Source organism: Virgibacillus salexigens, from assembly GCF_014905415.1.
Taxonomy (GTDB): Bacteria; Bacillota; Bacilli; order Bacillales; family Amphibacillaceae; genus Virgibacillus; species Virgibacillus salexigens.
Map to the genome: position 1 here is coordinate 1,394,932 of NZ_BNEO01000001.1, position 13,450 is coordinate 1,408,381.

Below are 13,450 nucleotides of genomic sequence, written 5' to 3' on the forward strand. Positions count from 1 at the left end.
CCTTCACATCTAAACAAGCGATGCACCTAATCATGCATCGCTTGCCCAATTTCTTCTTGTACTTGCTGTTTGTTTTACTTCTCTTTTAAGTTTTATCGGTGCGTAAATCAAACCTAGAATCAACACAAGACCCATATATCCAATGGTGGGATAGAATAAGGAAACCAAATCGGTGAAGCCGACAAAGCTGGCGGCAAATCCGACGATTAAGGTAATCGTATAAAAGATTCTAAACTTGCTTGTCTCTACCTCCGTAAAGCGCGCCGCAAACGAATAAAACATGCTTAACGCGGTATTAAAGATCATAGCCAAGATTACAATCGCCATCATCGTACCTAATAACGGCGAGATATCGTTGACAATCGCAAGCATTGGCATATCCATGCTGCCAACTTCCTCAATTTTAGAGAAGATAGCCAAATGACTTAGGATAATCAGCAATCCTAGCACGAATCCACCAACTAGTCCTCCAATGGCAGCTACCTTTCTATCCTTTTCAGCACCGCCCATTACCAATGCCATCGATGCACCTACTGCTGTGTTAAAGGATGCATAATTTACTCCTGCAATGAACCAGTTCGGCAATGTCGTCGGCTGTTGATTCGCTAAGCTGTTCAAGGAACTAAACGATCCATCCATCGTAAAAAAGCTATAGATTGATATGATCACGATAAATAGGATTAAGAATGGAGTAATTCCTCCAATGACAGAAACCACCTTGTCCACATTCATCATCCCAAGTACCAACACGAGTATCGTCATGAGAATCGTACCTATGATTTCTGGCAGGCCAAATTGCTGAGCTAAGTTAGAACCTGCTCCTGCCAGCATCACAACACCAACACCAAACAAGGTAAAGATAAGAATATAATCAATAACCGTCCCTATAAAGCGACCAACAGTGGTTCTCCCACTTATTTTATATATTACATCTTTATGTGAATTCGTTTTCATTCTACTGCCGACCCAAACAAGCGTCATGCCAACATACGCAAATAAAGCGGTTGCAATAATGCCCCCAATAATTCCCATTAAGCCAAAGCTTGTAAAGTATTGCAGTACTTCTTGTCCAGAAGCGAAACCTGCACCTACAATCACGCCGATAAAAGCGCTTCCAATTAATAGGATCTTTTTCATTGTGTTTCCTCCCATCATGATGCATGATTACTATAACATCTTCACTATGAAATCGATTTGTGTATATACTAAAATGAGAGAATAAGCTTTTGTTTATTTGTTCAAACCATATACGGAGGAAAAAGGTCTATGTCCCAAAAGAAAGATGTACTGAATAGTTTAAATGAAAAGATGACATCCCTCGATCAGCTTGCAGACCAAATTGCAGATATCTTCGGATGTCCCATTACCATAGAAGATTCCAATCATCATGTCGTATCCTACAGCAAGCATAAAGACAACATCGACCAAGTTCGCATATCTACGATTATCAATCGGAAGGTACCAGATAAGGTGATTAATGGTTTATGGAAAAAAGGCGTGATGCCAAAATTAATCGATAGCGATGATCCTGTCAGTATTCCCAAGATCAACGAAGTTGGCCTCGGTAATCGCGTCGCTATTTCCGTACGCAAACATAATGAAATATTAGGATTTGTCTGGGCGCATACTTCCGACAAAACCTTCACGGAGGAAGAATTGGTTCTCTTTAAGGAAGCTGCTGCTTATGTAAAGAAATTTTTCCTGAAAGACCTGCAACGCCATCGCAAATTAGAAGAAGGTTATCGAGACTTCTTTTGGCAGCTGTTACGAGGGGATTTGCAAGATACGGATGCCATCAAACAACGGGAAAAGAAATACAATATGCATTTGGAAGGGAATAAGGCAATTGTTGTGATCCGCTTTACCGATGAAGTAACCGAACAAATGGAAAAGCATGCCTTTTATCTATCCGAATCCCAGGTCAAACTTCATGTGATTACCAGCTTGTTTGACGATAATGATTTTATAATGCTCGTCCATCTAAAGGAAGCATTCGATTATAAACAAACGTTGTATGCTTTTATGGATCAATTCATTACTCGAATTAGCCAGCAATTAGACTTGGCCAACGTGTTTGGCGCAGCAGGTCTAGCTTATCAAGCCGCACAACAGATCCAAAACTCCCATCAACAGGCTAGAGAAGTGTTGAAACTACAGGAAAAATTGCCTGACACCATCGATCCGGTCAAACTCTATGAAGATTTAGGTGTGTATCAATTTATTGAGCAATTGGCAGAAACTCGCAAGGCGGATCAATACCAGAACCCCTTTATGGAGAAGCTTCGTGCGTATGACCAACAGCACGGAACCTCCCTGCTAGCGTCATTGGAAGTATATTTGCAATGTGATAGCAATGTCTATAACGCAGCCAAACGATTATTCATCCATCCGAATACAATGAATTATCGCCTCAAGCGAATGGGGGAAGTGAGTGGCATCGACTTAAAAGATCCGAATCAAAAAGCGAATATCTACCTTGACTTAATTATAGAAAACATCCAACAAACATGATTTGTGCATTTACACAAATCATGTTTTTTTCTTTTAGATTTTTTCATAATGAAACCGTTTCACAGAAGCGATATGATACAAGGAGAGATTGATTGAGAAGGAGTTGGATAAGATGATTATTGGTGTACCAAAGGAAATTAAAAACAACGAGAATCGCGTCGCTATGACACCTGCTGGTGTGATTCATTTAATAAATGCTGGCCATACCGTTTATATCGAAAAAGATGCAGGAATGGGAAGTAACTTTACCGATGCAGAATACCAAGCAGCTGGAGCAGAAATTATCGTTACCGCCGCAGATGTTTGGGAAAAAGCAGATATGATTATGAAAGTAAAAGAACCACTTGCTGCAGAATACAAATACTTCCGCAAAGGACTTATTTTATTCACATACCTTCATCTAGCTGCAGAACCTGAGCTAGCAAAAGCATTGGTAGAAAATGAAGTCACTGCGATTGCTTATGAAACCATTACAGCAAACGGCACATTGCCATTGTTGACTCCAATGAGTGAAGTTGCTGGGCGGATGGCTACACAAATTGGGGCACAATATCTAGAAAAATCCGAGGGCGGCAAAGGGATTCTACTTGGCGGCATTCCAGGCGTAAAACGTGGAAAAGTAACGGTCATCGGTGGTGGCGTTGTTGGAACAAACGCTGCAAAAATCGCACTTGGTTTTGGTGCAGAAGTGACGATGATTGACTTGAACCCCGTACGCCTTCGTCAATTAGACGATATCTTTGGTTCAAGCATTCAAACATTAATGTCGAATCCATTCAATATCGCACAAGCTGTCAAAGAATCGGATCTTGTGATCGGATCTGTACTCATCCCAGGAAGGAAAGCCCCTAAACTCGTATCCGATGAAATGGTTCAATCCATGCAGCCTGGATCTGTGATCGTTGATGTTGCCATCGACCAAGGTGGTAACTTCGAAACAGTCGATCACCCAACCACCCATGATGATCCAATCTATGTAAAACACGATGTGCTTCATTATGCGGTTGCTAATATCCCTGGTTCTGTGCCACGTACGTCTACGGTTGGTTTGACAAACGTAACGGTACCATATGCGGTACAAATTGCATCTAAAGGTGCTGCGAAAGCAATTCAAGATAACCCGGCAATCCTGTCTGGTGTAAATGTGATGAACGGAAAAGTAACCTACGAAGCAGTAGCAGCTGATCTAGGATACGATTTCGTATCACCAGAAGATCTATTGAAAGACGTATAAGTGAAATATCTTCAACGTGCCCTTCTACCTCGGTAAGAAGGGTACTTTTATATCACGACTATTCAAAAAGCACATGATCAGCAGTCGCCTAAGGAGAGATGCAAAATGAAGCTTGGAAGTTATCGGGATACATGGGCAGAAGTTTCGCTAGATGCGCTTCACCATAATGTAATCGCCTTCAGAAGGCATATTGGCAACCAAACTAAACTGATGGCCGTCGTTAAGGCTGATGGCTATGGACACGGAGCCCTCGAAGTGGCAAACGAAGCGATGGCAGCCGGCGCTGACTACCTCGCTGTCGCTTTATTAGATGAAGCCATACAATTACGAGAAGCAGGAATCGACTTCCCTATCCTCGTGCTTGGATACACCCGTGCAGACGGCGTGAGAACAGCGATCGAAAACCATATTACCTTAACGGTTTTTACCGAAGAAGCAGCAACGAAAGTGAAGATGGAAGCAGAAACACTGCAAAAAACTGCACGCGTCCACTTGAAAATTGAAACTGGCATGAATCGTATCGGTGTGACCAGCAAAGAAGAAGCACTTCAAGTGGCCGAAGCAGCTACATCTGATTATGTCATGCTGGAAGGTGCTTTCACCCATTTTGCCGATGCAGATAATACCGATCCAACCTATACCGAAAAACAATTTCATCAATTTAGAAAGGTCGTTTCGTTTCTCAAGCAGCACCGTCATATACCAATTATTCACTGCTGTAATACGGCAGGGACAATTGCCTATCCAGACATGCATCTAGATATGGTACGTGTCGGCATTGGGCTCTATGGCTTATATCCGGAAGAACATCTGAAGGATATCATTAACTTAACCCAAGCCATGAGCTTCAAAACCAAACCCATCCATATCAAGACATTAGCTGCCGATGAACGAATTAGTTATGGACTAACCTATCAGACATCAAGGGAAAGCATCATTGCAACCATCCCCGTAGGCTATGCCGACGGCCTCTCCCGCCTATTATCCAATCACGGCAATGTAACTGTCCACGGAAAGCGCGCACCCATTGTCGGCAGAATTTGTATGGACCAATCGATGATGGATATTACCGACATTGAGGATGTCGGATTGGGTGATGTGGTTACCATCTTCGGTGAACCTAGCGAGGGCTATGCCGCTATGGAAGAAGTTGCTGCTTTAATGGGAACCATCCATTATGAAACAGCCTGCCTGATAGGGAAACGCGTTCCTCGAGTATATGTGAAGAAGGGTGAGATTATAGAATATAGAGGTTTGGTTGAGGAAGGATTTATTGCTGGAGGTTGAACGGTGGTTTAGGTGTCAATTTTTAAACAAGGATAATCCATCATCCCCTATGAATTATCCTTGTTTTGTATATAACGTGAATATGTTCTTTGATAAAAAAGCAGCTGAATAGGCGTTACTTATTATTAGGGAACAAACAACGATTGCACTTGTACAGAATGTGGAAGTGCAATCGTTTTTGGGTTGGTTTCACCCGTTTTATTTTAAGTTTTTAACTCCCGTTTCTAATATCTCCATTTGCAGCAGTGTCTGCTCGTCGGTAATGGTTTTAGCTTTACCATTTATAATAGCTTCATATAAATCATCATATACGATTCCATAATCGCCATTTACGGATGTCACTTTTTCTTCGTGAATGGTACCTTCGGCATCGATATATGACAGTACACCATAATGTTTGATTGTATCTATACCAAAATCCTTATTATCAGGCATGTAAAATAGCTTTAAATGTTCTTCCTGACGATCTTTAGTTTCTTTTACAAAGCAGCCGTTTTTTCCATGAACGACGAAGCTTGGTCTTTCTTTCAGTCTAAAATAACTCGATTTCACAGATACTTTTAACGTGCCATAATATAAATCCAAATCAAAATAATCATTCATTCTTCCTTGTCCTAATAATTGCCTCACATCATAATGGATTTGATCCGGCTTGCCAAAATAGCTGATAACCTGATCGAGGGTATGGCAGCCATGTCCATATAAGAATGATGACGCTGGGTCAAAAGAATCGGCAGACTCGGGTACTTCGGGACGATAATAATCATAATGCATTTCCACTTCCAGAAGCTCTCCGACTTTCCCTTCCTCCATAACCTTTTGAACGGTTAAGAAATCACTGTCAAACCGTCGGTTTTGATACGCTTGGATAATCAACCCTTTCTCTTTGGCCAATGCAAATATTTCTTTTGCCTGTTCGGAGGTTTCCATAAACGGCTTTTCAACCAAACAGTGTTTATTATGTTCCAATACGAGTTTTGCATATTCATAATGGCTGTCATGCTTTGTGCACACCACGATGAGCTGAATGTCCTCGTCATGTAATAATTCATTTAAATCCGAAGTATAATTTACTCCTGCAATCCTCCCCCAGCTATCACGATCCGGATTTCTTCGATATATTGTTTTTACCTTTATGTTCTCTCTTTGCAGTACGAATGGCAGATGGTATCGATTCGTGCTTTTCCCATTGCCAATATAACCTATCGTCAGCATGGTCATCCTCCTAAATTCATTCTTCGTAAAAGTCTTGTATGAAAAAGCACCTCCTTAGGGTCTATCATACCAGGAGGTACTTCTCTATTTTATATAGACGTCTTAAAAGGATCTAGCTTGTCTATATTTCTTACATCAAGCCTATAGCGTGGAAGATGATACCAACCACGAACAATCCAAGAATCATAATGATTGGAGAAACTTTTTTCCTAAGCAGCCACATACAAAGAAGTGTGATTAACAATCCGGCTAAACCAGGAATTAAGCTATCTAAGTTGTCCTGTAAGGTCGTTACATCCGTCTGGGTCAGTGATCGACCCTCTTCTTGCTGAATCAGTGCGGTTCGAATTCCTTCTGCCCCAGCAGGCAAATTATCCCAATCTATATAAGCACCTTCGTCTAGCTGAACTTCAGATACCGTCGGAGCAAATGAGACAGCTACCCACCTATTTACTAGTGAACCGAGGATGAACATACCGAGTATCGAGGCGCCTTTGGTAATGTCCTGGAGTAATCCACCAGATAAGTCGTCGGTAATTTTGGAACCAGCTTTGTAACCAAGTTCTTGCGAATACCACATGAATCCCATACGAATAAGATTCCATAAAACAAAGTAAAGAATCGGGCCGAGGATGTTACCGGACATAGCAAGAGAAGCTGCTAATGCACCAAGGATTGGCTTAACCGTGAACCAGAAAGTGGGATCGCCGATACCTGCTAGAGGCCCCATCATACCGACTTTAACCCCTTGAATAGCCTTATCGTCAACCGGCGCACCATTTGAACGTTCTTCTTCAAGCGCTAACGTCACACCAAGAATCGGAGAAGCTACATATGGATGTGTATTAAAAAATTCTAAGTGACGCTGGAGTGCCGCTGCACGATCTTCTTTTCTTTTATATAATCTTTTGATGGCAGGAATCATCGAAAATGCCCAACCACCGTTTTGCATCCGTTCATAGTTCCAAGAACCTTGAATAAAAGTGGATCGCCACCAAATCGCAATGCGATCTCTTTTTGTTAATTTCAATTCTTTATCCATTTTTAGTCCCCCTCCTTTTAGTAGTTATCAATAATATCGCCTAACGGATCACCAGTGTTCCCGTTTCCGCCATTACCCGAACCGCCTTGTTTCGTAAGCGCTATATAGATAAGGGCAAGAGCCAGACCGATAGCACCAAGACCCAATAGTGTGATAGATGGTATCGTCGCTAATACAAAACCAATTGCAAAGAATGGCCATACCTCTTTTGTAGCCATCATGTTAATAACCATTGCATAACCAACGGCTACTACCATTCCTCCACCAACTGCTAAACCATCTGTCAACCAAGATGGCATGGACTGAAGTAACTCTCTAACCGGGCCTGCACCAATAGCCAAGATTAATGCAGCTGGGATGGCAATACGTAACCCCTGCATGCAAATAGCGGCAATATGCCATAGTTCTATTTTCCTGATGTTTCCCTCTTTGGCTGCGGCATCCATTAAATGTACCAATCCGGTTGCAATCGTTCGGACAATGATTGTCAATAATAGACCTGCAACTGCAAGCGGTACTGCAATCGCGATTGCAGAAGATACACCAGCTTCGCCCTGACCACCTAATACGAGAATAATAGCAGATGCAACAGAGGCCAACGCAGCATCTGGTGCTACAGCAGCTCCAATGTTTGCCCAGCCTAAAGCAATTAATTGTAAGGTACCACCTAAGACAAGGCATGGTACTATTTCTCCAGTAACTAAGCCGATTAACGTACAGGCAATGATCGGCTGATGGAAGTGGAATTCATCCAAGATTCCTTCTACACCAGCTAAGAATGCTACGATAACAATTAATATTATTTGAATAATCGTCAATTCCATAATGATGACTCATCCTCCTTCTTTTGATAATTAGGATTATTTCTGTTTGCTGAGCTCTGCTTGAGCCCTTTTGATAATTTCATCCATGTCACCTTGTGAATCGTTGGGAACTTTACGTACATCGAACTTCAAACCAGCTTCTTTTAGCTTAGTGAACGCATCGATATCCGCTTGACTAAAGGCTAACACCTTATTCGGTTGAACTTTACCAGGTGAGTGCGCCATTGAGCCAACATTAATTGTCTCTAACGGAACGCCACCTTCAACTGCTCTAAGTACATCGTTTGGATTTTCAAAAAGAAGTAACGCGCGCTGTCCGCCAAAATGTTGATCATCCTTTGCCAGCTCGATCATTTTATTAATTGGAACAACATGTGCCTTTACACCCGAAGGAGCAGCCTGCTGAATCAATTTTTTCCGAAGCTCGTCCTTCGCGACTTCATCCGATACCACGATAATACGTGTAGGCAATGTATTCTTTGTCCAAGCAGTTGCTACTTGCCCGTGAAGTAAACGAGAATCAATACGCGCTAACACATACTCAAATTTTCCTGGGGCACCTGTATTTACTGACTGATCAGCTGTTGCACCAGCATCTGCTGGTTCTAATTCTTCCGGTTTCACCTTAACCGCTTCTTTTGCTGTGCCCAAGATATGTGCAGCAATTTCGTGTGCGGTGTCCATGGAAAAGCGCGATGAATAAGCTTCGATCAACATTGCTAAGTTGACACCAGCAACGATTGCCCATTTATCTTCATGCGCTTCCATCAAGCCATTTGCTTGATTGAAAGGAGTTCCACCCCAAAGATCGACTAAGAATAATACTTCGTCTTGGTTGTCGAATGAGGCAATTGCTTCTTTCATTTTTGCCTTTACATCATCGGGTCCTTCGCTCGGCATCAATGTAACAGCTTTTACATTTTCTTGTTCTCCAAAGATCATCGCTCCAGATTGCAAGATACCATTGGCAAATTCACCGTGGCTAGCAATGATAATTCCTACCATCTTCTTACCTCCTATTTTTATTGGTAAAGCTTACGTAGCAAACCCCTAAAGTATATTCCATCAGCTTATCTAAAGCGATTACACTCTCCTGAAAAAAATTAAAAAAGGCATGAGTAAAAATAAGATCAAATGAAGGCAGGGGTATAGAAGGTCCCTTATGCTTCGTTTAATCAATACTTTCACTCATGCCTGATCGAATCAGTAACACGTAAAAATAATGGAGACAACTATATAATTTTATATTGAAAACGCTTTTATAAAACCACTAAAAATAAGCAAAAAACACTTTAAAGATCCCTGCAGAAATTATATCACAGCCGTCCCCCTGATTCAAGAGGTTATTTGACTATATCCGGTCCCCTTCCTGCCTAGGACCACTTAATCTTAACACAGATACCGTTTATTAACATTCATACCATACTTATCCCATACAACCGCCGGCTGCTCTTCTATCATTTTTATAAAATCATTGCGCAGCCGGCAATGCTCTGTTTCCTTCCGAACAACGCTTTGCTTTCGTACACATGAAAACCAGAAAAAACAGTTTCTATTCCTTTTTTAATTTACTCTTCACACTGCGTTTGATTACATCAAAGAAACCCAATGATTGGACCATATGATCGGGATCAACGTATTCACGCATTGCCCGAAATACTTTTTTGGGATCTTTAGAAGAAAATGTAAATGTTCCATTCTGCTTCGTTTGGATCGCATAACGCGGGATCCATTTCCCTTTGAACAAGACGGAAGCGATTACGTAATCCACTTCTTCCCAAGGAATTTGAATAAACTTGCGCGTATCGCGTTTATTGAAGAACTCAAACCCTTTATCTCCAATCATAATCTGACCATAGTCTGAAACATTTATATGTGAAGTCGCATCTATTACTAAATCGACCTTTGTATTGATTGATTGAACCATTTGATATACTCCTTTTCTTCCGCTTACTAATTATTATACACGTTGAAACACTTTAAGCAAAAAATACTAGGGATAGAGAGGTCTGTTAACTGTGGACTTCTATTTAACAATCTGTATTCTATCAACTATTCGTTTATATCTAATGAATCTTTTATGAACAAGTTTTATTTTGACAAAGTAATTTCCTATGTAGATAATTTCAAACACATCCACCATCAAAAAGAACCTTTAATCTTAAAACAGATCAAGGTTCTGTGTTTATATTGTATTTGTTATCAGAATTTCAGAGTAAATCCTTGTTTCAGTTAACTATGCACCTTTTCTTTTGCACTAAGTCCAAGTATCTGTGCTGTTGAAGTATGAATTTCTTGAAGAAGCTCTGGATTTTCCGCTAGTGAGACACCATATGAAGGAATCATCTCTTTTATCTTCGGCTCCCAGTCTTTAACATGTTGAGGGAAACATTTTTCGATAACCTTGAGCATGACATGAGCCGCAGTAGATGCCCCCGGAGAAGCTCCTAGTAAGGCAGCTACCGAACCATCAGCAGAGCTGACAACTTCCGTACCAAATTGTAGTGTTCCTTTACCACCATTCTCCGTATCCTTGATAACTTGCACTCGTTGTCCTGCTACTACTAGACCCCAGTCCTCACTTTTAGCATCCGGAATAAACGCTCGTAATTCTTCCATGCGCTTTTCTTTGGAAGATATCACTTGCTCACACAAATATTTAGTCAAGGAAGCATTTTTTACACCTGCCGCTGACATCGTCACGAGATTATCCGTTTTAACCGAGGTTAACAAATCTAGTATTGATCCCTTTTTCAAGAACTTCGGGGAAAAGCCTGCGAATGGTCCAAAAAGCAATGATTTTTCATGGTCGATAAATCTCGTATCAAGGTGAGGCATAGACATCGGTGGAGCTCCGACCTTAGCTTTACCATACACCTTTGCATGATGCTTTGCGATCACCTCTTGATTGTTACATACCATGAATAGTCCACTTACAGGGAAGCCACCAATATGCTTCGATTCAGGAATACCAGTTTTTTGCAGTAAATGCAGACTACCTCCGCCCCCGCCAATAAAAAGAAAATCGGTCGTATGGTACTCGATTTTCCCATTATCGATGTCATGGACTTTTACTTCCCATGAACCGTTACTCAACCGTTGAATGTCCTCAACAGTATGTTTGTAGTTTACTTCAACGTCTTGATGTTCTAAGTGATCAAACATTTTACGCGTTATTTCACCAAAATTGACATCTGTGCCAGAATCAATCTTTGTTGCTGCTATCGGCTGATCCGTTACCCTGTCTTTCATCATAAGTGGAATCCACTTCTTAAGTTGTTCTGGATCATCGGAAAACTCCATGTCCTGGAACAACGGATGATCTGACATAGTTTTGTAGCGCTTTCTTAAAAATTCTATGTTCTTCTGCCCTTGAACAAAACTCATGTGAGGCAAAGGCATAATAAAATCCTTTGGATTACGTATCAGATTGCTGTTTACGAGGTAAGACCAAAATTGTTTTGAAACCTGGAACTGCTCGTTTACTTTGATTGCTTTTGTCATATCTATCGAGCCATCAGGTTTTTCATGCGTATAGTTCAGCTCACACAATGCAGCATGACCAGTACCTGCATTATTCCAAACATTTGAACTTTCTTCTCCTGCTCTTTCCAGTTTTTCAAAAACCCTGATGTTCCATTCTGGTACCAATTCTTTTAACAACGACCCTAACGTTGCACTCATGATACCTGCACCAATTAACATTACATCTGTTTTCGTATAGTTTTTGCTCATTCCTATTCATTCTCCCTATTTTCAACAGAAAAGATGTAATCGCTCTTGTTGAACTTTCCCCTAGACAAGACTTATCTCGTTAAACATCTTTCCCAGAAATATTTAACCCACTCTCTAGCTTACCACTGTTAAACAAATATTTAAATTTTATTTGATAAAGAGGATGATTAGTGAACAAGATTTTGAGCTAGATAATATTACTAATTTATCGATGAACATAAATAGCAATTAATACACGAGGTAAATTTTTAGTGAAAGAGGTTTTTGTGGTTATTACCTTCATTTATATCCGTTTGTAATGAAGATACTTGTTCATATCAATTGCTTACCATATAAGGATTTTCCGTTAACCGAGGTATTTACTCATGGTAACGGAAAATCCTTATATTCTTAATCCCTAAGATGCACCATTAAATCACCTTCAACAAACACTTCTTTTCTTTTTTTACAATCACTTACGATACGGTTCACCGTGGTGATTTAAGAGGCAAAAAAACAGCTATTGGGAGAAAAATGAATGGACTCCCAATGCTGTTTCTTAACTAATCTATTATAGGTAGGCAAACTACCCGAATAAGTTTTTACTCATTTTACCGTCTATTTATAACTTGAAACCGGTGGTCGGGGTCGAAATAACTCTACAATCCCTTTAATTATAAGGAATTAAAAAAACTTGTGCATTTTTTGTGCATTTCATTTTTTCTCTCAAAAATTTAAGTATAATCTTTTCATATCTAGATTAAGCAGTGAAATTTCAGGAGTAGTTTAACTTAACGTCCTACTTATGTCTAAAATCTTAGATATAAATCACAACTTATTATTTCGAAGGTAATTAAAAACTTACTTATGAATAAAGATTTGCCAGTTATTAAGTAGATGCTGTCTTCGTAGATGCTGTCTTCTAGAATGATTTTCAATATTTACAAACATATCCATGTGGGCATAATTCTTGTTTAAGTACACAGTATTTAATTCAGGCATTAAATTGTAAATTAACCCAGCTTCTAAATTTCTTAAAAGACTTTTAGCCTCTTTATATGGCTGTATAAATTCTAAGGGCATATAGTTTTTTTCATCGTCTAGGAATACAGCCGTACCAAAATATATATGTTTGGAAAGCCCATCATATTCAGGTGCATGAAGTTTCAGTGCTGCACTATGGCCGACTGAAAAACGATGTATTTTTGAAGAGGTTTTTCCAACATAAACAAGTTTTTCATCTTTATCATCACCAGCTGATATAAAATATAAAGGATAACATGCAGCAGGAGGCGTTTTTAGTTGATGCTCAATTTCACGAATAATCTCTCTATCAACATCCCTCAACCTTTCCTCTTCCTCAATTCCTAGTTCTTCACTATACTCATCAGTAATTATTTGGAAAGCTTTAGCAACATAATCATTAACTTCATTCCATGTACCCTCTAAACTTTGAGCCTCCATATTCAATACTTTATAAAGTGGCAAACAAACGTCTATTCCTATAAAACAACCATATTCAGAATTAATATCCTCTATTCTATATCTATCTAGAATAGGTAAGTATCCTGTTCTTAGGTAATATTCTAAAGAATGATGCAAAGTCATTTAATATCCCCTCCT

Annotated in this window: 11 protein-coding genes; 3 read left to right on the plus strand and 8 right to left on the minus strand. The window is 40.0% G+C overall.

Annotated features, from left to right (window positions below; translation table 11 throughout):
• Positions 1 to 30 precede the first annotated feature (30 nt).
• Positions 31 to 1,137, minus strand: a complete 1,107-nt coding sequence (locus tag JKP73_RS06365) for a YkvI family membrane protein (RefSeq protein WP_038241791.1) — start codon at positions 1,135 to 1,137, stop codon at positions 31 to 33.
• Positions 1,138 to 1,266: 129 nt separating this feature from the next.
• On the opposite strand from JKP73_RS06365, the gene JKP73_RS06370 reads away from it, so the two are divergent.
• The 3 genes from JKP73_RS06370 to alr all read left to right on the plus strand — a co-directional run bounded on the left by JKP73_RS06370 (position 1,267) and on the right by alr (position 5,032).
• Entirely contained in the window at positions 1,267 to 2,511 is a 1,245-nt protein-coding gene (locus JKP73_RS06370; RefSeq protein WP_200411014.1) for a PucR family transcriptional regulator, read from the plus strand.
• A 112-nt stretch (positions 2,512 to 2,623) separates the two neighbouring features.
• Positions 2,624 to 3,745, plus strand: a complete 1,122-nt coding sequence (gene ald / locus JKP73_RS06375) for an alanine dehydrogenase (protein WP_038241786.1) — start codon at positions 2,624 to 2,626, stop codon at positions 3,743 to 3,745.
• A gap of 105 nt (positions 3,746 to 3,850) precedes the next feature.
• Positions 3,851 to 5,032: an alanine racemase gene (gene alr / locus JKP73_RS06380; protein ID WP_188942720.1), complete on the plus strand. Its 1,182-nt coding sequence runs from the start codon at positions 3,851 to 3,853 to the stop codon at positions 5,030 to 5,032.
• Between the two features lie 198 nt (positions 5,033 to 5,230).
• Here the strand turns inward: alr and JKP73_RS06385 are convergent, their stop codons facing one another.
• From JKP73_RS06385 to JKP73_RS06415, 7 genes are all read right to left on the minus strand, one after another.
• Entirely contained in the window at positions 5,231 to 6,247 is a 1,017-nt protein-coding gene (locus tag JKP73_RS06385; protein ID WP_200411015.1) for an oxidoreductase, read from the minus strand.
• A gap of 130 nt (positions 6,248 to 6,377) precedes the next feature.
• The gene (locus tag JKP73_RS06390) at positions 6,378 to 7,289 is read right to left on the minus strand and encodes a PTS system mannose/fructose/sorbose family transporter subunit IID (protein ID WP_021290159.1); all 912 of its coding nucleotides are present in this window, start codon (positions 7,287 to 7,289) and stop codon (positions 6,378 to 6,380) included.
• Positions 7,290 to 7,306: 17 nt separating this feature from the next.
• Positions 7,307 to 8,107: a PTS mannose/fructose/sorbose transporter subunit IIC gene (locus JKP73_RS06395; RefSeq protein ID WP_286191272.1), complete on the minus strand. Its 801-nt coding sequence runs from the start codon at positions 8,105 to 8,107 to the stop codon at positions 7,307 to 7,309.
• Positions 8,108 to 8,149: 42 nt separating this feature from the next.
• The gene (locus JKP73_RS06400; RefSeq protein WP_038241781.1) at positions 8,150 to 9,118 is read right to left on the minus strand and encodes a mannose/fructose/sorbose PTS transporter subunit IIA; all 969 of its coding nucleotides are present in this window, start codon (positions 9,116 to 9,118) and stop codon (positions 8,150 to 8,152) included.
• 547 nt (positions 9,119 to 9,665) lie between these two features.
• Complete coding sequence (locus JKP73_RS06405) at positions 9,666 to 10,040, minus strand: DUF956 family protein (RefSeq protein ID WP_038241779.1); 375 nt, start codon at positions 10,038 to 10,040, stop codon at positions 9,666 to 9,668.
• Positions 10,041 to 10,345: 305 nt separating this feature from the next.
• The gene (mqo, locus tag JKP73_RS06410; protein ID WP_200411016.1) at positions 10,346 to 11,848 is read right to left on the minus strand and encodes a malate dehydrogenase (quinone); all 1,503 of its coding nucleotides are present in this window, start codon (positions 11,846 to 11,848) and stop codon (positions 10,346 to 10,348) included.
• An 840-nt stretch (positions 11,849 to 12,688) separates the two neighbouring features.
• Complete coding sequence (locus JKP73_RS06415) at positions 12,689 to 13,435, minus strand: hypothetical protein (RefSeq protein WP_200411017.1); 747 nt, start codon at positions 13,433 to 13,435, stop codon at positions 12,689 to 12,691.
• Positions 13,436 to 13,450 lie beyond the last annotated feature (15 nt).